A 20,500-nucleotide genomic window follows, 5' to 3' on the forward strand; every position below is an offset into this window, starting at 1 on the left:
CTGTCTTTCACTGCCCCCGATTTTTAACCTGTCGCCTTCTTAATACGGAGACGATGTGATGAATTATCAACGTGGATTTACGCTGGTTGAACTGATGATTGTGGTGGGTATTGTGGCAATCTTAAGTGCCATCGGCCTGCCCGCTTATCAAAATTATCTGCAGCGTGCTGCCCTTACCGACATGCTGCAAACCATGGTGCCCTATAAAACCGCTGTTGAGCTTTGCGCCATGGAGCGCGGCGGCCCGACGCAGTGTCAGGCCGGAGAAGCGGGTATTCCTGCTGCCAGGGGATCGCGCTATGTCTCGGCACTGAGCGTGACCAACGGGGTCATTACGCTGACCGGCCAGGAGAGCCTGAATGGCCTGAGCGTTGAAATGCTGCCGCTCTGGGACAGCACCGAGGGCGGCATCAGCTGGCAACGCAGCTGCACCAGCAGCAACAATAGCCTGCGCGACAATTGCCTGCAGCAGTTCCGCTTTGCGGATAAAGGAGCCAGCGATGAGCAAGCCTGATGAGGCGATCGCGGCATTATGTCAGCGCTATCGTGCCCTGGTTTTGCACCATGATGCCAGCCAGCTGCGTGTTGCCGTCGCGGAAAGCGTGCCGCCAGGGCTGGCTGAAGCCCTCCATTTTGCCAGCCAGTGTCAGATTGAAATCGAGTGCTGGCCGCAGGCCCGGCTCGACCAGCTTCAGCACGCTGACACACCGCTGGTGGCGCGCGAAGAGGCGCCCACAGAATCAGCGATCGAAGCGACACAGCTGATCCTGCGTCAGGCGCTGGAGCGTCGCGCCTCTGATGTCCATATCGAACCCGGCCGTGATGGCCTGCGGGTGCGTTTGCGTATCGATGGCGTATTGCACCCTCTATCTTCCCTGCCCGTCACCCAGCCTGCTGCTCTGCTGGCGCGACTGAAGATCCTCGGCGGACTGGATATCGCCGAACGCCGGTTACCGCAGGATGGTCAGTTCAGTCTGGAGATCGCCGGTAAACCCGCCTCTTTTCGCCTGGCGACCTTACCCATCTACGGTGGTGAGAAAGCGGTGGTCCGGCTGTTGCAGAGTGAAAGCGCGGCGCTGTCGCTGGATAAGCTCGGCTTACCCGCCGCGCAGTTGCGCCTGTTCTGCGCCGCGCTGGCGCAGCCGCAGGGGCTGATTCTGGTCACCGGCCCTACCGGCAGCGGCAAGACGTTTACGCTCTATAGCGGACTCAGTGCCCTGAATACGCCGGAAAAAAATCTGTGCAGCGTTGAAGATCCGATTGAGATCCCGCTGCCCGGCATTAACCAGACGCAGATCCATGCTAAAAACGGCCTCGATTTTAACCGCGTGCTGCGGGCGCTGCTGAGACAGGATCCGGATGTGATCATGGTCGGGGAGATCCGCGATGCTGAAACGGCGGAGATTGCGGTTAAAGCGGCACAGACCGGACATCTGGTGCTTTCGACTCTGCACACCAACTCCACCGCCGAGACCCTGACCCGGCTGCGACAGATGGGTATTCCCGGTTATCTTCTGGGGTCGGCGCTGAAACTGATTGTTGCTCAGCGCCTGGTTAGACGCCTCTGTCCCCACTGCCGTCAGCCCGCTCAGGCGGTGGCGCACTATCCTGCGGAACTCTGGCCCGGTACCTTGCAAACCTGGCGAGCTCCCGGCTGCGACCACTGTTTTTCCGGCTATTTTGGCCGGCTGGCGCTGTTTGAACTGCTGCCGATCAATGCCAGGCTGCAAAATGCGATCGCCGCCGAAATGCCGCTGGAGAATTTGCTCAGCCTGGCGAAACAGCAGGGATTACGCACTCTGCTGGTGTCTGGCCTGGAAGCGGTAAGCCGGGGCGATACCTCGCTGGAAGAGATGCAACGGGTGATTGGGCTGGACGATGGCTGATGCGTCTTTATTTCGCTGGCAGGCGGTCGATAGCCAGGGCCAGTTAGTCAGTGGCCAGCTACTGGCTATCGACAGTGATAACCTGCTGCTGATGCTGGCGCAGCGCGACCTTCTGCCGGTAAGCTGGAAACGAGAAAAAGTGTGGCGTCAGGGGGAGTGGAAGTGGCAGCACAAAACCGATCTGATTCGTCAGCTGGCAACCCTGCTCAAAGCGGGACTGCCGCTGGCAGAGAGTCTGGCTTTGCTGGCTGAGGGCCATCCGCATGCAGGCTGGCGTGCTCTGATGCTTGTCTTGCATCATCGGGTACTCAGCGGTGCCCCTTTTTCTCAGGCTTTACGTGAATGGCCGCAGATTTTTCCGGCACTCTATCCGGCCCTGATGGAGGTGGGCGAACTGACCGGTCAGCTGGATACCTGTTGCAGTGAGCTGGCCCGGCAACAGATCCGGCAACAGCAGTTATGGCATCAGGTGACGAAGGCGCTGCGTTATCCTCTGTTCATTCTGCTGGTGGCGATTGCGGTCACCTGCGGCATGCTGCTGTTCGTTCTGCCAGAGTTCGTTGCCGTCTATGACTCCTTTGATGCCCCTCTGCCCGCCTTTACGGCAGCGGTAATGCAGTTATCTGCCGCGCTTCAGGAGTGGGGAGCGGTGTTAGCCATCAGCGTATCGCTGATGCTGGCAGCCTGGCATCAGTTACGACGACGCTCTGCGGGCTGGCAGCGCCGTGAGCAGGCGATTTTCCTGCGCATCCCGCTGCTTTCCGGGTTATGGCGTGGCACGCAGCTGACGCAGATCTACACCATTCTGAATCTGACACAGCGCGCCGGGTTAACTTTGCTACAGGGACTGGCTGCCGTTGAAGTGACGCTCTCATCATTGCTATGGCGGGAAGCAATGGCCGGACTGCAGCAGCACATTGCTCAGGGGAATCCTCTGCATCAGGCGCTGATGCATCATCCGCTGTTCACACCATTATGCGGTCAGCTGGTTCGCGTCGGCGAAGAGGCGGGCGCGCTGGATTTAATGCTGGCTCGTCTGGCGGAATGGCATGAGGCAGAAACCCGTGAGCGCGCTGACACACTGGCTGCTTCGCTGGAACCGATGATGATGGTGGTGATTGGCGGCATTGTTGGCACGCTGGTGATTGCGATGTATCTGCCGGTGTTCGGGCTGGGTGATGCGATGCATTAAGGGGCGCAGGCTGCGCCCCGGATAACTATCGGTTGAAAACGCGGTTTTCCTGCTCATTAACCCGGATAAAGGTGGTGCGCTTGGTCAGCTCTTTCAGCCGCTCCGCGCCCACGTAGGTGCAGGCGGAACGCAGTCCACCCAGGATATCGCGCGCGGTGTCAGCAACCGGGCCACGTAATGGCAGCTTCACCGTTTTACCTTCTGCTGCGCGATATTGCGCCACACCGCCAACGTGACGCTTCATCGCCGATTCGGAACTCATGCCGTAAAACAGCATAAAGCTTTCGCCATTCTCTTCGACCACCTGCCCTTCACACTCATCATGTGCCGCCAGCATGCCACCCAGCATCACGAAGTCGGCACCGCCGCCAAACGCTTTCGCAATATCGCCAGGCACTGAACAGCCGCCATCACTGACAATCTGTCCGCTTAAGCCATGCGCCGCATCGGCACATTCAATGACAGCGGAAAGCTGCGGATAGCCCACGCCGGTTTTCACCCGGGTTGTACAGACCGAACCCGGGCCAATGCCGACTTTGACGATATCCGCGCCAGAGAGAATCAGCTCTTCCACCATTTCGCCCGTTACCACGTTACCGGCACAGATGGTTTTAGCCGGGAAGGTTTCACGGGCGCGCTGCAGAAAATCAACAAAATGCTGAGAATAGCCGTTGGCCACGTCGATGCAGATAAACTGCAGATCGTCTGACAGCGCCATAATCGCAACCAGTTTATTGAGATCGGCCTCCGAGGTGCCGGTTGAAACCATCACATGTTTCAATACCGTCGCGGGGACGCGCTGAATAAACGCGCGCCACTCATCTACGCTGTAATGCTTATGGACTGCTGTAAGGATATTGAAGCTGGCCAGCGCCTCAGCCATTGAAAATGTGCCGACGGTATCCATGTTGGCGGCGATAATCGGTACGCCGCTCCAGCTCAGGCCCGAATGTCTGAAGGTAAAGCTGCGTTCCAGCTCAACCTGTGAGCGACTTTGCAGCGTGGAGCGTTTGGGGCGGATTAAGACATCTTTAAAGCCCAGTTTTAAATCTTCTTCAATACGCATAAACAGTGTCCTGGTAAGTGGCAATGAATCGTCGTTCACGAAGTAAGCACAGCTCCAGTGACGTTATGATACGCGCCTCTCGCTGCGCGACAAGACTGCGAATTTCACTTTATTTACGCTACAATCCGTTAAATTTAATTGTGGTTTATCGGTGTGATCTGACGCGCATTTTTGCGTTTTTTATACAGATCATTACCCTGAAGCCCTGTCGAACAGAGAAGTCAGGTGAGAAACATGCCCTATATCGTCGCGCTTACAGGGGGGATCGGCAGTGGTAAAAGTACGATTGCCCAGGCATTCGCAGCGTCTGGCGTGGAAATTATTGATGCTGACCTGATAGCACGTGAAGTTGTCGAACCCGGCACACCCGCTTTGCAGGCCATTCAGGCGCGCTATGGCACGTCGATAGTGACTGATGAGGGGAAGCTTGATCGTAGCCGGCTTCGCGACATTATTTTTCAGCAGCCGGAAGAAAAAAGCTGGTTAAACGCGCTGCTGCATCCACTGATTAATGCCCGGACGCGTCAATTGATCGCCGAAGCCACCACACCTTATGTGCTCTGGGTGGTGCCGCTACTGGTGGAAAATCAGTTACAGCACCAGGCTGATCGGGTACTGGTGGTGGATGTTGATGAGGCAACGCAGTTAGCGCGCACCCGGCAGCGCGATCATCTTTCCGTCGCGCAGGCGAAACGCATTCTTGCCGCACAGGCGACGCGCCAGCAGCGCCTCGCCTGTGCCGATGACATTATTGATAACAGTGGCGAGCCCGATGACGCCTTGCCGCAGGTTGCCGAACTCCATCAGCGCTATCTCAGGCTGGCGGCAACGAAACAGGATTAATACCATGAGCACACCCGTTCTGTTTGAACACCCACTGAATGAAAAAATGCGAACCTGGTTACGGGTTGAGTTTTTGATCAATCAGTTAGATGAAATTGTCCCACTGGATAAAACCGTTAATGCGCTGACCTTTTTTCGCCTGATTAGCGAGCTGCTCGATATTTTTGAGCGGGGCGATATGCGTACTGAATTGTTAAAAGAGCTGGAGCGTCAGCAGCAAAAGTTACGTGCATGGGCTGATGTGCCAGGTGTTGATATGACGCTGGTTAATGCCCTGCGCGATAAACTCAAAATTCAGTCGACGCAGTTAATGAATGCCCCACGTATGGGCCAGCAACTCCGCGAGGACCGTCTGATTGCCCTGGTGCGGCAGCGCCTGAGCATCCCTGGTGGATGCTGCAGCTTTGATTTGCCGGGCCTGCACATCTGGCTCCATCTGCCACAGGAAGTACGCGATGCGCAGGTCGAAGCCTGGATGCAGACGCTGGAGCCACTGTATCATGCGCTGGCGATGGTACTGGATTTGATCCGCCAGTCCGGCGCGTTTCATGTGCAGACCAGCCTTAATGGTTTTTATCAGGATAATGCCGAAGGCGCCGATCTGCTGCGACTGCAGTTGTCGCTGGAGGATGCGCTCTATCCACAGGTGTCCGGACATAAAAGCCGCTACGCCATTCGTTTTATGCCGCTTGATAGTGAGCGTGGTGAAGTTCCGGCCCGCCTTAATTTTCAACTGGCCTGTTGTTAGAGGTAAAAATGCAGCAAGAAGTGATGACCGTTGCCTGTCCGCAGTGCGGCAAAGATGTGATCTGGGATGAACTCAGCCCGTGGCGCCCCTTTTGCAGTAAGCGCTGCCAGCTCATTGATTTAGGTGAGTGGGCCGCAGAAGAGAAACGCATTCCCAGCCGCGACGATATGAACGACAGTGACAACTGGAGTGAAGAAGATCGCTGACAGCCGAACCGGATGGGGCACGCTGCCCCATCCGCTCAGAGTTCGCCGGCGATCAGACGCGCAATCAGCTGATGATTCGCGGGCGGAAACTCCTCCGCGACCAACGCATGCTGATCAACCCAACGCTGCGGCTGACCCTCTTTGCCCCACGGCTCTCCTTTCCACCCTTCGACCAGAAAGAAATGCAGCGTCACGCGCAGATCGTCATAGCTGTGGTCTGCATGACCAATCGGGCGTGCCTCGGTGACCTCAATCCCGGTCTCTTCCTGAAGTTCCCTTATCAATCCCTGTTCGGCGCTTTCGCCCGCTTCAATTTTACCGCCAGGAAACTCCCACTTGTTCGCCATGTAAGAGGTCGCCGCGCGCTGGGCAAGGAAAATTTGTTTACTGGCATTGCGAATGATGCCAACTGCAACCTGCAGGTGCTTCATGGAGACTATCCGGTAGTAATGGGTGAATGAAGCCTGATTTTAGAGCATGCCGTAGCGGATGTTAACCGCTTTAGCTCAGCGGAGTCGCTGTTGCCTGGGTGGCAGAGACCATAAAAAAAGGAGCCAGCGGCTCCTTTTTTAGTAGCATTCAGTCTCAGGCGATGCGGCCATGACACTGCTTGTACTTTTTACCGGAACCACATGGGCAGGGATCGTTGCGGCCGACTTTGCGTTCACCACTCTGCTCCGCCACAGGCTCTGCGGCTGCCAGCAGATCCTCTTCAACATGGCTCAGCTGCTGTTGCTGTGCCAGACGTTCAGCTTCTTCGCGACGTTGTTGCTCCATCGCTTCAACTTCTTCTGGCATGCGCACCTGCACTTTGCTCAGTGTACTGATCACTTCATATTTCAGTGATTCAAGCATCGCAGCAAACATGGCAAAGGATTCACGCTTGTACTCCTGCTTCGGATCTTTCTGCGCATAGCCGCGCAGATGGATGCCCTGACGCAGATAGTCCATCGCGGCCAGATGCTCTTTCCACAGCGAATCCAGCGTCTGAAGCATCACGCCTTTTTCGAAGTTGCGCATCATCTCTGCGCCAACGATCTCTTCTTTCTCAGCGTAGCTTTCCATAGCATGGGTCATGATGCGCTCACGCAGCACTTCTTCATGCAGATCGGGCTCTTTATCCAGCCACTCTGCAATCGGCAGGTTCAGATCGAAGTCAGTGCGCAGACGCTCTTCCAGGCCTGGCACGTCCCACATCTCCTCCAGCGACTGCGGCGGAATGTAAGTATCGATGGTGACTTTGTAGACGTCGTGGCGAATACTGTTGATGGTTTCGCTAACGTCAGACACATCCAGCAGCTCATTACGCTGACTGTAGATCGCGCGACGCTGGTCATTAGCCACATCATCATATTCCAGCAGCTGCTTACGAATATCGAAGTTACGGCTTTCAACTTTGCGCTGGGCATTGGCAATCGCTTTGGTGACCCACGGATGCTCAATCGCTTCGCCTGGCTTCATGCCCAGTTTACGCATCATATTCGAGACGCGGTCTGAGGCAAAAATACGCATCAGCGCATCTTCCATCGACAGGTAGAAGCGAGAAGAACCGGCGTCACCCTGACGACCTGCACGACCACGCAGCTGGTTGTCGATACGACGCGATTCGTGACGCTCAGTACCAACGATGTGTAAACCACCTGACGCCAGAACCGCATCATGACGAATCTGCCATGCCGCTTTAATCTCTTCGATTTGCGCTTCAGTTGGCTCTTCCAGTTCGGCCACTTCAGCGTGCCAGCTGCCGCCCAGCATAATATCTGTACCACGTCCGGCCATGTTGGTGGCGATAGTGACCGCACCCGGCTGACCGGCCTGCGCCACGATATCCGCTTCGCGGGCGTGGAATTTGGCGTTCAGAACGTTATGTTTGATACCGGCACGGGTCAGTTCGTTAGAGACCACTTCTGATTTCTCAATCGAGATGGTTCCCACCAGCACCGGCTGACCATTGGCGGTGCGCTCACGGATATCTTCGATAATGGCATCGATCTTCTCTTTCTCGGTCATGTAGACCAGGTCAGCCAGATCTTTACGCACCATCGGACGGTTGGTCGGCACGACAATGGTGTCGAGCTTATAAATGGAGCTGAATTCAAATGCTTCGGTATCAGCGGTACCGGTCATACCGGCCAGCTTCTCGTAAATACGGAAGTAGTTCTGGAAGGTGATAGAGGCCAGCGTCTGGTTCTCGTTCTGGATCTCAACGCCTTCTTTCGCTTCAATCGCCTGATGCAGACCATCAGACCAGCGACGACCCTGCATGGTACGGCCGGTGTGTTCATCAACAATCACCACTTCGCCATCTTTCACGATGTAATCCACATCGCGGGTAAAGAGTGCGTGCGCACGCAGCGCCGCGGTGACGTGGTGCATCAGCATGATATTGGTCGGAGAGTAGAGTGACTCGCCCGCTTCCATGATGCCCTGGCTGACCAGCAGCTCTTCCACTTTGACCAGACCGCGCTCAGACATGTGAGCCTGACGCGCTTTTTCATCGATCCAGAAGTCGCCTTCACCCTGATGGGTTTCGGTATCTTCTTTATCCTGGCGAACCAGATGAGGGATGATCTTGTTCACTTTGGTGTAAAGCTCAGAACTGTCTTCCGCCGGACCAGAGATGATCAGCGGCGTACGCGCTTCATCGATCAGGATGGAGTCGACCTCATCCACCAGCGCATAGTGCAGTTTACGCTGTACACGCTCTTCCGGGCTGAAAGCCATGTTGTCGCGCAGGTAGTCGAAGCCATATTCGTTGTTGGTGCCGTAGGTGATGTCTGCTGCGTAAGCTTCACGCTTTGCCACCGCCGGCAGGCCCGACATGTTGATACCAATGGTTAAACCCAGGAACTCAAACAGCGGACGGTTATTTTCCGCATCACGCTGTGCCAGATAGTCGTTGACGGTAACCACGTGAACGCCTTTGCCGGACAGCGCATTCAGGTAGGCTGGCAGCGTTGCGGTCAGCGTTTTACCTTCACCGGTTCGCATCTCAGCAATGCAGCGATCGTTCAGCACCATACCGCCGATCAGCTGCACGTCGAAGTGACGCATCCCGAACACGCGTTTACTGGCTTCACGCACGGTTGCGAACGCTTCCGGGATCAGGCTTTCCAGCGATTCACCTTTTTTCAGGCGTTCGCGGAACAGATCAGTTTTAGCTTTCAGTTCATCATCAGAGAGCTTCTCAAAATCGGGCTCCATCTTATTGATGACGTCCACCACTTTACGCATACGACGCAGGGTACGATCGTTACTGCTACCAAAAACCTTGGTTAATATTTTGCTTAACATAGTAAATATATTCTCAATTCAGCCGGAGCATTCCGGACTGCGAAATCTTAACAGAGTGAATAAAACCAAAAATATTAGCAGAACAATCGGGCGGGTCCGGCGCGAATACCATGCACGCTGGCATGCCATTCTACCCATGAACGGGTAACGGCCGTGAAAAGAGGCGGCGTAGAGATCTGCTGCGGTGCAGTGTGCAGCGCAGAATGTGATGTCAGTAAACTATGCAGTGAGTCTATCAGCGCCAGCTTTTGTGCCGCCAGCGGTAATGTCTGTTGCTCCGCCTGCGCCTGGGGCGCCAGCGTGAAAGAGAGATGACGAATAACGGTGCGGATGGCGTGCTGATGCCAGTAATCCACGCTGAAGCTCGGGCGTCGGGATGCTTCCTGCAGCCGGATCAGGTGATCAAAGCGTGTGGCATTGCCAAGAAAGAGACTGCTGGCCGGAGATTCAGACGACGCGTTGAGTTCGGAGCTTTGCGCACAGGCTGGCAGGCCAAAGCTGGCCGCTACCATCCCTAACAGGAGATGAGGCCAGAAGTAGCGTCTACCTAATTGTCGCCAGCGCAGAAGAATCCCGATCACAACCTTTCCATCGCGCATGCTCTGTTGCGCTCTTGTTTTCTGGTACCCGCCGCGAGCCGCAACGGATTTCGGCCTGTAAAAGCGCCACAGATAGTATCATTAATGTGGGGCATCCACACCTGGGATTAAAGTGATGGCGAGAGAAAACACGTGTGATTGTTCAGCAAATCAGCAGAACAGACAACGCTTTGCGAGCGAGGTCGCAGTCATCAGGCGTGTGATAAGAGGCAATAAAAAACGGCTGGCGCCGCTGACCGGAGAGGGTGTCAGCATAACCAGCCGTTTCACGTTCCGGGGTAATTAAGCCAGAACCAGATTCGGTGCTTTGAATGCCAGCGGCAGTTCAGCTTCGTCTTCGAAGGTTGCCCATTCCCAGGCTTCCTGCTTAGCCAGAACCGCTTGCAGCAGCTTGTTGTTCAGCGCGTGGCCCGATTTGAACGCAGTGAATGCGCCAATGATGTTGTGACCACACATAAACAAGTCGCCAATCGCGTCCAGCATTTTGTGACGCACAAACTCGTCCTCAAAACGCAGGCCTTCTTCATTCAGTACGCGGAAATCATCCAGACCTATCGCACAATCTAAGCTACCGCCCAGGCACAGGCCTTTAGACTGCAGATATTCGATTTCACGCATAAAGCCAAATGTACGCGCCCGGCTGATTTGACGAACAAAGGCGTCAGCAGAGAAGTTCATCGCATAACGCTGTGAGCTGGAATCGATAGCCGGGTGTTTGAAGTCGATGGTGAAATCGAGCGAGAAGCCGTTAAACGGTTTGATCTCGGCCCATTTGTCACCCTCTTCCACACGCACGGTCTGCTTAACACGCACAAATTTCTTCGCGCTGTTGAGCTGCTCGATGCCCGCATCCATCAGCAGATAGATAAACGGTGCTGCGCTGCCATCCATGATCGGGATTTCTGGCGCATCGACTTCAACAATAATGTTGTCGATACCCAGACCCGCCAGGGCGGCATTGAGGTGTTCAACCGTTGAAATACGCACGCCTTCATCATTCACCAGGCAGGTACTCAGCATGGTGTCGCGCACGTATTTTGCATCAGCCGGAAAATCTACCGGTGGATTCAAGTCGGTGCGACGATAGATGACCCCGGTATTAGCCGACGCAGGGCGTAATGTCAGGGTGACTTTTTTGCCGGTATGTAAACCGACACCAGTCGCCTGAACAATACGTTTTAATGTCCTTTGTTTGATCATCGTATTATCTCGCAATATCACCTGTCCGACCGCCAGTATACTTTACCAGCGGACAGAGACTTTAGCACAAAGAGCGGAGAATCCCAATTATAGGGTTAATCCTAATCGGCCTGCTTACGTAAAAAGGCCGGAATATCAAGATAATCGGGCTCTTTGTTCGACTGCGCAGCCTGGTCGTTAACGACTTTGGCAGCAGGTTTCTGCTCCTGCGGCAGCGGTGACATACCGTGCTGCTGATAGCGATGATCCATCACTGGCTGACTGGCTGGCTTGTTGGTTACCAGGGTGATTTCAGGACGCTTGTCCATGCCGATACCGGTTGCCACCACGGTGACGCGCAGTTCGTCATTCATTTCCGGATCCAGTGAGGTACCGATCACGACGGTCGCGTTGTCAGAGGCGAAGGCGCGGATAGTGTTACCCACGGTCTCGAACTCATCCAGACGCAGGTCGAAGCCCGCCGTAATGTTGACCAGCACGCCACGCGCACCAGAAAGGTCGATATCTTCCAGCAGTGGGCTGGAGATCGCCATTTCAGCCGCTTCTTCCGCACGATCTTCACCGCATGCGACGCCTGAACCCATCATCGCATAGCCCATTTCGGACATGACGGTACGCACGTCAGCAAAGTCGACGTTCATCAGGCCAGGACGGGTGATCAGCTCAGCGATACCCTGAACGGCGCCTTTCAGCACGTCATTAGCTGCACCAAACGCATCCAGCAGAGAGATACCACGGCCCAGCACTTTCAGCAGCTTGTCGTTTGGAATGGTGATCAGTGAATCGACATGCTTAGAGAGTTCGGCGATCCCCTGCTCGGCAAACGCCATGCGCTTTTTGCCTTCGAAGTTGAACGGCTTGGTGACAACCGCCACCGTCAGGATACCCAGCTCCTTAGCCACTTCAGCCACGACAGGCGCTGCACCGGTACCGGTACCGCCGCCCATACCTGCTGCGATGAAGACCATGTCTGCCCCTTCCAGCGCAGAACGCAGTGCTTCGCGATCTTCTTCTGCAGAGTTACGGCCCACTTCCGGGTTCGCACCCGCACCCAGACCTTTGGTAATGTTATTACCGATCTGAATGGTCTGGCCGACAGCTGTTTTACGCAGCGCTTGCGCGTCGGTATTCACAGCAAAGAATTCCACACCTTCGATACGCTCGCGTACCATGTGCTCTACGGCGTTACCGCCGCCGCCACCGACGCCGATGACTTTAATCACCGCGTCGTTGGTTAATTCCATAGGTTCAAACATGATTTCTCTCCGTTATGTGCCTGTCGCCTGGAGATCACTAAAGAAAACAGCATGATCCCCTTTCACAAAAATTAAAACTCTTTTTTTAACCAACTGTTAATACGCTTGAACCAGTTACCTACTGAGACCCGTTTTTCGGTCTCTGCATCACCGTTCATGTGCGACTCTTTGCCGTAATGCAACAGTCCCACGGCAGTGGAGTAGTACGATTCCTGCGCATAGTCAGTCAGGCCGGTAATATTCAGCGGCTGTCCGATACGCACCTGCGTATGGAATACGCGTTGCGCACAGGCCGCCAGTCCTTCGATTTGCGCTGCACCACCGGTCAGGACAATGCCTGCGGCTAAGTGATGCTTCACGCCCTGCTGACGCAGTTGTTCCTGTAACTGCAGAATCTCGTCATTGACCAGATTCAAAAGTTCGGTGTAACGCGGCTCAATCACTTCAGCCAGCGTCTGACGTTGCAGGCTACGTGGTGGACGTCCGCCCACACTCGGCACCTCAACGTTCTCATCTTTGCCGACAATCGAGCCCAGCGCGCAACCATGGCGCACTTTGATCGCCTCAGCATCCGTTGGTGGTGTGCCAAACGCATAGGCGATGTCGCTGGTAACGACGTTGCCTGCATACGGAATAACCTTAGTGTGCCGTAAAGCGCCGCCGGTATATACGGCTATGTCCATTGTACCGCCACCAATATCGACAACACACACGCCCAGCTCACGTTCGTCTTCAGTCAGAACGGCAAAACTGGAGGCGAGACCGGCAAAAATCAGCTGATCCACTTTCAGCCCGCAACGTTCAACGGCTTTAACGATGTTCTTCGCCATATCGTTGTGGCAGGTGATCAGATGCACTTTCGCCTGCATACGCACGCCGGAAAGCCCGACCGGATTTTTAATCCCTTCCTGATAGTCGATGGCGTATTCCTGAGGAATGACGTGCAGGATGCGATGCTCGTCACGTACTCTCACCGATTTGGCGGTATGTACGACGTTCTCTACATCATCCTGAGTCACTTCCTCTTCGGAAATCGGAACCATCCCGATTTCGTTCTGACAACTAATATGTTTGCCCGATAAAGCAAGGTAGACGGAGGAGATCTGGCAATCTGCCATCAGCTCAGCCTGATCGATGGCGCGCTGAACGCATTTCACCACCGACTCAAGGTCGTTTACGCCACCTTTATCCATACCGCGGGAAGGGCAGCTGCCCACCCCAATAATGTTGACCATACCATCGGGCAGAACTTCCCCAACCAGGGCGGCAACCTTCGCAGTGCCGATTTCGAGTCCAACTACCAGTTTTCTGTCCGTTGCCTTGATCATTGTTGTTTAGCCTGTGCCTGGTTCTGTTGCTGATTACTGTCCTGTGGCTCCATCACGATCGGTGTCCAGCCAACAGAAGCGCCAGAGTCGTATCGTAAATCCACGTAGCTGATACGTTTGCTCTCGTTCTGACCTTGCTGTTGCAGCACCGGGTAGAGCTCAATAAAGCGATTCAGTCGTTTCATGGTGTCGCTGCGGCCCAGTTCGATACGAACATCGTCGCTGGTGACCAGCTGCCATGAACGCCGCGCCGTCATCGACGCCACCTTCAGAGTAAACTTCCGGGCTTTCAGCACATCATCCATGCTGTGATAGCCCGCCAGGACCTCTTTCTCACTCCCTTCCGGCCCGTACAACATCGGCATTGTCTCTTTGCCGACATGACTGGCGGGTACGCTGAAGGAGACACCCTCAGCATCCACCATGTGCAAATCGTTCCAGCGCGCCACCGGTGTGTACTCCACAAGGTGGATCTTCAGTTCGTCCGGCCACTGCTTACGTACGCTGACCTGCTTAATCCAGGGCAGCCGCTCAATCTGCTGCTGCAGGATGTCCACGTCCTGAGACATAAACGTACCAGGCGGACCCAGCGACAAAATCGCCTGACGAATATCATCGTGTGTGGTGTAGTGCGTCTGTCCTGTCACCACCAGTTTTGACAATGGCAGCCGGGACGCATCGTTCATCCACTTCAGTACCACCAGCCCGCCAGCAACCATAATCCCGATGACGATCAGCAGAAAAATAATGCCGAACAGTCGGGCACCGTTACTGCGCCCGGTGCGAATACGCTCCTGCGGTTCACGGTTTCGAACTCTCATCGCCGCCTGTGACATATCAGTCGGCCAGCTCCAGAATATGGGCAACCAGCTGCGGGAAGCTCATGCCCGCCTGTTTCGCTGCCATTGGCACCAGACTGTGGCTGGTCATGCCCGGTGAGGTATTGGCTTCCAGTAACTGAAAGCGCCCTTCCCCGTCGGTCATCACATCAACCCGTCCCCAGCCGCGACATCCCAGCGCACGCCAGGCCGCCAGTACCAGCTGCTGTAATTCCGCTTCACGTTCAGCGCTTATATCGGCCGGACAGACGTACTGAGTATCGTCAGAAATGTATTTAGCTTCATAGTCATAGAACTCGCTGGCGCTCTTTATTTCAATCGAGGGCAGAATACGATCGCCCACAATCGCGACGGTGTACTCCGCGCCGCTGAGAAACGCTTCGACCAGCACGTCATTGTCGTGCTTAAACGCCATGTCCAGTGCCGCCGGCAGCGCGCTCAGATCGTTAACCCGACTGATGCCTACGCTGGAGCCTTCACAGGCTGGCTTCACAAATAGTGGCAGGCCAAGCGCCGCAATTGCCGCGTTGTTTTCTGCGTCCAGACCGGCATCAAACTGCTGACGCGTCAGCCAGACAAACTTTCCTGACGGTAAACCGCGTCCCTGCCACAGCAGCTTGGTGCGCAGCTTATCCATAGTCACGGCCGATGCCATCACGCCGCTGCCGGTGTACGGCAGTTGCAGGAACTCCAGCACCGCCTGCAGCGTGCCATCTTCTCCGCCCCGGCCATGCAGTGCGATAAAGGCTTTGGTAAAGCCCTGCTCTTTCAGCGTCAGCACAGAGACATCACGGGTATCGATGCCATGCGCATCAATGCCCATTTCCCGTAATCCGGCGAGGACGGCCTGACCTGAGTTCAGCGAAACCTCGCGCTCTGCCGAGGTGCCACCCATTAATACTGCAACTTTATCCGCCATGACGATCCTCCGCTTTGCGTTCCGGCTGGAGCTTAGTGTCAGCCAGCTTGCGGGCAACCTTGCCGACGTTACCGGCTCCCTGCACCAGAATCAGGTCATTGCCTGACAGTAGCGGTGCCAGCATCTCTGGCAGCGCGTCATGTTCCGGCACCAGAATCGGATCCACCTTGCCGCGATTACGAATCGCACGGCACAGCGAACGGCTGTCAGCACCCGGAATAGCGGTTTCACCGGCAGAGTAAACATCCAGCATCAGCAACACATCCACATGCGACAGTACGTTGGCGAAATCATCAAACAGATCGCGGGTACGGCTGTAACGGTGCGGCTGAAACACCATCACCAGTTTTTTATCCGGCCAGCCTGCGCGCGCGGCTTTAATTGTCGCGTCCACTTCGGTGGGATGATGACCGTAATCATCAACCAGCATCGCGGTGCCCGGCTGTCCATTGACCGGCTCTGTCGGGAATTCACCCAGCAGATCAAAGCGACGGCCCGTGCCCTGGAAACTCTCCAGCGCAGCCAGGATAGCATTGTCTTCAATGCCCTCTTCACTGGCGACGGCGACGGCGGCTGCCGCATTCAGGGCGTTGTGGCGTCCCGGCGCGTTCAGCGTAATCTGCAGCGGTGCTTTATCCTGACGGATCAAGGTGAAATGCCCCTGCGCGCCACTCTGTTCATAATTTTCAATGCGCAGGTCAGCATCATCACTGAAACCGTACGTGGTGATATGGCGTCCCACGCGTGGGATCAGGTCACGAATGACCGCATCATCCACACACATCACCGCACGACCGTAAAACGGCAGGTTGTGCAGGAAGTTAATAAACGTCTGCTTCAGGTTCTCAAAATCGCCCTGATAGGTGTCCATATGGTCAGCTTCGATGTTGGTCACAATCGCCACCATCGGCTGCAGATGCAGGAACGACGCATCGCTCTCATCCGCTTCAGCAATCAGATACCGGCTGTGGCCCAGACGGGCATGGGTGCCTGCTGCTTTGACCAGTCCGCCGTTAACAAAAGTCGGATCGAGACCCGCTTCCGCATAAATACTCGACACCATCGCCGTGGTGGTCGTTTTGCCATGGGTACCCGCAACGGCGATGCCGTGACGAAAACGCATCAGCTCAGCCAGCATCTCCGCGCGACGGATCACCGGGATACGCTGTTCACGTGCCGCCACCAGTTCGGGGTTATCCTGCGAAACGGCGCTGGAAACCACCACGACGCTGGCATCGGTCACGTTTTCGGGGCGATGGTTAAAATAAATGGTGGCACCCAGCGCAATCAGGTTCTGCGTCACCGGGTTAGGGGCCAGATCTGAACCGCTGATATGGTAGCCTTCATTTGCTAACACTTCGGCAATACCGCCCATGCCAGCACCGCCGATGCCGACAAAGTGGATGTGCCGGACGCGACGCATCTCGGGCACGATAGAACGCAGTTTTGCCAATTGTTGTGTATTCATCGCTCTCAGTTACCTGCTATTTCAGTTTGTACCCAGTCCGGGTACAGGTCAGACGCGCTGACCGGAATGATTACTTTGCGGCGCGAGCCACTTCCTGAGCGACCCGTTCAGTCGCATCGGGGATCGCCACCTGACGGGCCTGCTCAGCCATCGTCAGCAGTGTTGCGCGATCCCAGTGGCGTAGCTGATCCGCTACAGCCTCCGCAGTAAATTGCGGCTGCTCAAAAATTCTGGCGGCGCCCGCTTTCTCCAGCGGCAGCGCGTTCCAGTACTGCTGGCGATCTTTGTGCTGAAATGGCACGAAAATCGCCGGTAAGCCAGCGGCAGCGACTTCGCTCACGGTTAACGCGCCGGAGCGGCACACCACCACATCAGCCCAGGCGTAGGCGGCAGCCATGTCATCAATAAACTCGGTCACCTTGTGCTGCGTCTGCCCGACCTGCTGATAAGCTTTCTCTGTTTCGGGCAACGACCCTTTACCGGTCTGATGCCACAGGGTGATCTCATCACCCACCAGCGCGGCAACCTGCGGCAGCGTCTGGTTCAGTATCCGCGCACCCTGACTGCCACCGATCACCAGCACCCGTATCGGGCCATGACGATCTGCCAGACGTTGCGCGGGTAAAGGCAGTGCCAGTACATCAGTGCGAACCGGATTTCCCACCACATCGGCGGCGGGAAACGCGCCCGGAAACGCCTGCAATACTTTCTTAGCGATTTTCGCCAGCCATTTATTGGTCAGCCCGGCAATACCGTTCTGCTCATGCAGCACCACCGGAATACCGCAACTCCAGGCCGCTAAGCCGCCAGGACCGGAAACGTAGCCACCCATGCCCAGCACTACATCCGGCTGCCAGGCCTTCATGATGCGACGGGCCTGACGCCATGCATTAAAGATGCGCAGCGGTGCCAGCAGCAACGCCTTCATGCCTTTACCACGTAATCCGCTGATGCGGATGAAGTCGATGTCGATGCCGTGCTTTGGCACCAGATCGGCTTCCATACGGTCGGCAGTGCCTAACCAGCGGACCTGCCAGCCCTGTTCCATCAGATGATGGGCGACAGCCAGACCGGGAAAGACATGTCCGCCGGTTCCGCCTGCCATCACCATCAATCGCTTACCGCTCATCGACCACCTCGGGTAAACGCCTGCGCTTTCGCCAGGCGCGTTTCATAATCTATGCGTAATAAAAAGACGATGGCAGTCGACATAATGATCAGACTTGACCCACCGTAACTGATCAGCGGTAAGGTCAGACCTTTGGTCGGTAACATACCGGCTGCCGCACCGACGTTAACCAGCGCCTGGAAGCTGAACCAGACTCCGATTGAACAGGCTAAAAAGCCGGAAAAACGCTGATCCAGTTCCAGAGCACGACGGCCAATCGACATCGCACGAAAAGCGACGAAGAATACCATTAAAAGTGCCATTACCACACCGACGTAGCCGAGTTCTTCCCCGATGATGGCGAAAATAAAGTCGGTATGCGCTTCGGGCAGATATTCCAGCTTTTGCACGGAGTTACCGAGCCCCTGGCCCCAGAATTCCCCGCGACCAAATGCCATCAGTGACTGGGTCAGCTGGTAGCCGCTACCAAAGGGATCTTCCCACGGGTTCCAGAACGAGGTCACACGGCGCATACGGTAGGGTTCTGCAATGATCAGCAGGATCACCGCAAAGATGCCGGAACCGATGATTGCCAGGAACTGCCACAGTTTGGCCCCCGCCAGGAACAGCATCGCCAGGGTCGTCACAAACAGCACAACCACCGTACCGAGATCCGGCTGCGCCAGCAGTAACACAGCAAGCACCACCATCACGCCCATCGGCTTACAAAAGCCCCAGAAGTTGTTACGCACCTCTTCCACTTTGCGCACCAGATAACTGGCGAGATAGCAGAACAGAGAGAGCTTCGACAGCTCTGCAGGCTGAATACGCAGCGGACCCAGCGCGATCCAGCGCGATGCACCGTTAACCGAGCTACCGACCACCAGAACAATCAGCAGCATCGCGACCGTGACCATCAGCATCACGTTGCTGTAGCGCTGCCAGAAATCCATCGGCACCCGCAGCGTGACCAGCGCCATACATACAGCCAGCACGATGTAGAAGGCATCGCGCTTGGCGAAATAAAAGAGATCGTCATTCAGACGCTGACCCACCGGCATTGAAGCCGACGTCACCATCACGAAACCAATCACCGCCAGGCCCAGCGTCAGCCATAGCAGTGTGCGGTCATAGAGCACCAGCGAAGAGTCATCACTTTCGCGTGCGCCCATGACCCAGTCTTTCAGGCGTCCTGAGAAATATCCCGCCAGTCCGGCGCCAGGAATACGCATCAGCTCAGCTCCTTCGCCAGTTGCGCGAACTGCTCACCGCGCTGCTCAAAGTTTCGGAACTGGTCAAGGCTGGCACAGGCTGGCGACAGCAGAACCATATCGCCTGCTTTAACCTGCGGCGCAATCTGCTCCATCGCCTGGCGCATGGTCTCAGTGCGCACGGCGATCTCCGGACGCAGCGCCGCCAGCGCATCGCCATCGCGACCAAAGCAGTAAAGGCGCACATTGTCGCCCTGCAGCCAGGGGATCAGCGGCGTAAAATCGGCCGACTTGCCATCACCGCCCATCAGCAGCCACAGCGTTCCCTTCACCTGCAGGCCATTCAGCGCTGCTTCGGTGCTGCCGACGTTGGTGGCTTTGGAGTCATTGATCCAGCGCACGCCCTGATGCTCATGAACCAGCTGGAAGCGATGCGCCAGACCGTTAAAGTGCGTTAAGGCGGCCAGACTGGAGGCGCGTGGCAGACCCACCGCATCGGCCAGCGCCAGCGCAGCCAGCGCATTGGTGTAGTTGTGCTGTCCCACCATCTTCATTTCGGCCGTGTTCAGGACCTTCTCGCCTTTCACCCGCAACCAGATACTGCCCTGCTGCTTGTTAAGGTGGTAGTCCCCGAAATCGACACCAAAGCTGACGCAGCGGGTGTCCGCGCCGCGTACCGGCATCGTCAGGGCATCATCGGCATTAACGATGCAGACCTGTGCATTTTCATAGACCCGCAGCTTAGCGGCGCGATACTGCTGCATACCCAGCGGATAGCGATCCATATGATCTTCGCTGACGTTAAGTATGGTTGCCGCCGCGGCTTTCAGACTGTGCGTGGTCTCCAGTTGGAAACTGGAGAGTTCCAGTACATAGAGTTGCGCCGGTGACTGCAGCAGACTCAGCGCGGGCAGACCAATATTGCCGCCGACGCCCACCTGCCAGCCTGCGGCTTTCGCCATTTCACCCACCAGCGTAGTCACCGTGCTTTTACCGTTGGAGCCGGTGATCGCCACGATCGGCGCCTGCGCCTCGCGGCAAAAGAGCTCAATGTCACCGACAATTTCGATGCCGGCTTCGACGGCTTCGCTGAGAATCGGATGCGCCAGCGCGACGCCAGGGCTGGCAACAATCAGATCGGCCGCCAGCAGCCAGTCACCGTTGATGCCGCCCAGATGGCGTTCAACCTGCCCGGGCAATTTATCCAGCCCCGGCGGCGAGACACGGGTGTCCATCACGCGAGGCGTTACGCCCTGCGCTAAAAAGAAATCAACACAGGAGAGCCCTGTGAGGCCCAGCCCGATGATGACGACTTTTCTACCCCGATAGTCAGCCAT

The 20,500-nt window shown here is 56.1% G+C and carries 19 protein-coding genes; 6 read left to right on the forward strand and 13 right to left on the reverse strand.

All coding sequences use genetic code 11. From position 1 onward, the window contains the following. The first annotated feature begins 58 nt into the window (after positions 1-58). From ppdD to hofC, 3 genes are read left to right on the forward strand one after another with little or no spacing between them, the layout of a single operon-like run. A complete protein-coding gene (ppdD, locus tag HFD95_RS18920; protein ID WP_010253922.1) occupies positions 59-514 on the forward strand; it encodes a prepilin peptidase-dependent pilin in 456 nt (151 codons plus the stop codon). After that, on the forward strand, positions 501-1,886 hold the full coding sequence (gene gspE, locus HFD95_RS18925) for a type II secretion system protein GspE (RefSeq protein WP_033770961.1): 1,386 nt from the start codon (positions 501-503) through the stop codon (positions 1,884-1,886). The genes ppdD and gspE overlap by 14 nt, the downstream gene beginning before the upstream one ends. Next, positions 1,879-3,078: a protein transport protein HofC gene (gene hofC, locus HFD95_RS18930; RefSeq protein WP_167430618.1), complete on the forward strand. Its 1,200-nt coding sequence runs from the start codon at positions 1,879-1,881 to the stop codon at positions 3,076-3,078. The genes gspE and hofC overlap by 8 nt, the downstream gene beginning before the upstream one ends. Before the next feature lie 25 nt (positions 3,079-3,103). Here hofC and HFD95_RS18935 read toward each other — a convergent pair whose 3' ends face one another. Then, positions 3,104-4,144 carry a GMP reductase gene (locus tag HFD95_RS18935; protein ID WP_010671832.1) on the reverse strand — a complete coding sequence of 347 codons (1,041 nt, stop codon included), beginning with the start codon at positions 4,142-4,144 and terminating at the stop codon, positions 3,104-3,106. A 234-nt stretch (positions 4,145-4,378) separates the two neighbouring features. Here HFD95_RS18935 and coaE point away from each other — a divergent pair, with 234 nt between their 5' ends. Genes coaE through yacG form a run of 3 tightly spaced genes read left to right on the forward strand, consistent with a single transcriptional unit; the run spans position 4,379 to position 5,941 of the window. Further along, on the forward strand, positions 4,379-4,987 hold the full coding sequence (gene coaE / locus HFD95_RS18940) for a dephospho-CoA kinase (RefSeq protein ID WP_010253911.1): 609 nt from the start codon (positions 4,379-4,381) through the stop codon (positions 4,985-4,987). A 4-nt stretch (positions 4,988-4,991) separates the two neighbouring features. Then, a complete protein-coding gene (gene zapD, locus HFD95_RS18945; protein ID WP_022625412.1) occupies positions 4,992-5,735 on the forward strand; it encodes a cell division protein ZapD in 744 nt (247 codons plus the stop codon). 8 nt (positions 5,736-5,743) lie between these two features. Beyond that, a complete protein-coding gene (yacG, locus tag HFD95_RS18950) occupies positions 5,744-5,941 on the forward strand; it encodes a DNA gyrase inhibitor YacG (RefSeq protein WP_010253903.1) in 198 nt (65 codons plus the stop codon). 35 nt (positions 5,942-5,976) lie between these two features. On the opposite strand, the gene mutT is transcribed toward yacG, so the two are convergent. The 12 genes from mutT to murD form a co-directional block, all read right to left on the reverse strand. After that, the gene (mutT, locus tag HFD95_RS18955) at positions 5,977-6,372 is read right to left on the reverse strand and encodes an 8-oxo-dGTP diphosphatase MutT (protein ID WP_010253900.1); all 396 of its coding nucleotides are present in this window, start codon (positions 6,370-6,372) and stop codon (positions 5,977-5,979) included. 154 nt (positions 6,373-6,526) lie between these two features. After that, positions 6,527-9,235, reverse strand: coding sequence for a preprotein translocase subunit SecA (gene secA / locus HFD95_RS18960; protein WP_163799006.1), 2,709 nt, complete (start codon positions 9,233-9,235; stop codon positions 6,527-6,529). A gap of 74 nt (positions 9,236-9,309) precedes the next feature. Continuing rightward, the gene (gene secM / locus HFD95_RS18965) at positions 9,310-9,816 is read right to left on the reverse strand and encodes a secA translation cis-regulator SecM (RefSeq protein ID WP_323054595.1); all 507 of its coding nucleotides are present in this window, start codon (positions 9,814-9,816) and stop codon (positions 9,310-9,312) included. 300 nt (positions 9,817-10,116) lie between these two features. Beyond that, the gene (gene lpxC, locus HFD95_RS18970; RefSeq protein ID WP_010253894.1) at positions 10,117-11,034 is read right to left on the reverse strand and encodes a UDP-3-O-acyl-N-acetylglucosamine deacetylase; all 918 of its coding nucleotides are present in this window, start codon (positions 11,032-11,034) and stop codon (positions 10,117-10,119) included. A gap of 101 nt (positions 11,035-11,135) precedes the next feature. Next, the gene (gene ftsZ, locus HFD95_RS18975; RefSeq protein ID WP_010253892.1) at positions 11,136-12,290 is read right to left on the reverse strand and encodes a cell division protein FtsZ; all 1,155 of its coding nucleotides are present in this window, start codon (positions 12,288-12,290) and stop codon (positions 11,136-11,138) included. Between the two features lie 71 nt (positions 12,291-12,361). Beyond that, on the reverse strand, positions 12,362-13,618 hold the full coding sequence (gene ftsA, locus HFD95_RS18980; protein ID WP_010253890.1) for a cell division protein FtsA: 1,257 nt from the start codon (positions 13,616-13,618) through the stop codon (positions 12,362-12,364). Then, positions 13,615-14,454 (reverse strand): cell division protein FtsQ, encoded by an 840-nt coding sequence (gene ftsQ / locus HFD95_RS18985; RefSeq protein ID WP_010253887.1) that lies wholly within the window; start codon positions 14,452-14,454, stop codon positions 13,615-13,617. Before ftsQ ends, ftsA begins: the two co-directional genes overlap by 4 nt. A gap of 1 nt (position 14,455) precedes the next feature. Continuing rightward, positions 14,456-15,376: a D-alanine--D-alanine ligase gene (locus tag HFD95_RS18990; RefSeq protein WP_010671826.1), complete on the reverse strand. Its 921-nt coding sequence runs from the start codon at positions 15,374-15,376 to the stop codon at positions 14,456-14,458. After that, positions 15,366-16,844, reverse strand: coding sequence for a UDP-N-acetylmuramate--L-alanine ligase (murC, locus tag HFD95_RS18995; RefSeq protein ID WP_010253883.1), 1,479 nt, complete (start codon positions 16,842-16,844; stop codon positions 15,366-15,368). Before murC ends, HFD95_RS18990 begins: the two co-directional genes overlap by 11 nt. Before the next feature lie 70 nt (positions 16,845-16,914). After that, positions 16,915-17,973, reverse strand: coding sequence for an undecaprenyldiphospho-muramoylpentapeptide beta-N-acetylglucosaminyltransferase (murG, locus tag HFD95_RS19000; RefSeq protein WP_033780582.1), 1,059 nt, complete (start codon positions 17,971-17,973; stop codon positions 16,915-16,917). Further along, a complete protein-coding gene (gene ftsW / locus HFD95_RS19005) occupies positions 17,970-19,184 on the reverse strand; it encodes a cell division protein FtsW (RefSeq protein WP_010253879.1) in 1,215 nt (404 codons plus the stop codon). Before ftsW ends, murG begins: the two co-directional genes overlap by 4 nt. Further along, positions 19,184-20,500 carry a UDP-N-acetylmuramoyl-L-alanine--D-glutamate ligase gene (murD, locus tag HFD95_RS19010; protein ID WP_010253876.1) on the reverse strand — a complete coding sequence of 439 codons (1,317 nt, stop codon included), beginning with the start codon at positions 20,498-20,500 and terminating at the stop codon, positions 19,184-19,186. The genes ftsW and murD overlap by 1 nt, the downstream gene beginning before the upstream one ends.

This window comes from Pantoea sp. EKM10T, from assembly GCF_011800685.1.
Classification (GTDB): Bacteria; Pseudomonadota; Gammaproteobacteria; order Enterobacterales; family Enterobacteriaceae; genus Pantoea; species Pantoea agglomerans.

Bases quoted from the DNA above. Each gene is read 5' to 3' on its own strand.
- ppdD (WP_010253922.1), top strand. From the start codon at position 59: ATGAATTATCAACGTGGATTTACGCTGGTTGAACTGATGATTGTGGTG.
- gspE (WP_033770961.1), top strand. From the start codon at position 501: ATGAGCAAGCCTGATGAGGCGATCGCGGCATTATGTCAGCGCTATCGT.
- hofC (WP_167430618.1), top strand. From the start codon at position 1,879: ATGGCTGATGCGTCTTTATTTCGCTGGCAGGCGGTCGATAGCCAGGGC.
- HFD95_RS18935 (WP_010671832.1), bottom strand. From the start codon at position 4,144: ATGCGTATTGAAGAAGATTTAAAACTGGGCTTTAAAGATGTCTTAATC.
- coaE (WP_010253911.1), top strand. From the start codon at position 4,379: ATGCCCTATATCGTCGCGCTTACAGGGGGGATCGGCAGTGGTAAAAGT.
- zapD (WP_022625412.1), top strand. From the start codon at position 4,992: ATGAGCACACCCGTTCTGTTTGAACACCCACTGAATGAAAAAATGCGA.
- yacG (WP_010253903.1), top strand. From the start codon at position 5,744: ATGCAGCAAGAAGTGATGACCGTTGCCTGTCCGCAGTGCGGCAAAGAT.
- mutT (WP_010253900.1), bottom strand. From the start codon at position 6,372: ATGAAGCACCTGCAGGTTGCAGTTGGCATCATTCGCAATGCCAGTAAA.
- secA (WP_163799006.1), bottom strand. From the start codon at position 9,235: ATGTTAAGCAAAATATTAACCAAGGTTTTTGGTAGCAGTAACGATCGT.
- lpxC (WP_010253894.1), bottom strand. From the start codon at position 11,034: ATGATCAAACAAAGGACATTAAAACGTATTGTTCAGGCGACTGGTGTC.
- ftsZ (WP_010253892.1), bottom strand. From the start codon at position 12,290: ATGTTTGAACCTATGGAATTAACCAACGACGCGGTGATTAAAGTCATC.
- ftsA (WP_010253890.1), bottom strand. From the start codon at position 13,618: ATGATCAAGGCAACGGACAGAAAACTGGTAGTTGGACTCGAAATCGGC.
- ftsQ (WP_010253887.1), bottom strand. From the start codon at position 14,454: ATGTCACAGGCGGCGATGAGAGTTCGAAACCGTGAACCGCAGGAGCGT.
- HFD95_RS18990 (WP_010671826.1), bottom strand. From the start codon at position 15,376: ATGGCGGATAAAGTTGCAGTATTAATGGGTGGCACCTCGGCAGAGCGC.
- murC (WP_010253883.1), bottom strand. From the start codon at position 16,844: ATGAATACACAACAATTGGCAAAACTGCGTTCTATCGTGCCCGAGATG.
- murG (WP_033780582.1), bottom strand. From the start codon at position 17,973: ATGAGCGGTAAGCGATTGATGGTGATGGCAGGCGGAACCGGCGGACAT.
- ftsW (WP_010253879.1), bottom strand. From the start codon at position 19,184: ATGCGTATTCCTGGCGCCGGACTGGCGGGATATTTCTCAGGACGCCTG.
- murD (WP_010253876.1), bottom strand. From the start codon at position 20,500: ATGGCTGACTATCGGGGTAGAAAAGTCGTCATCATCGGGCTGGGCCTC.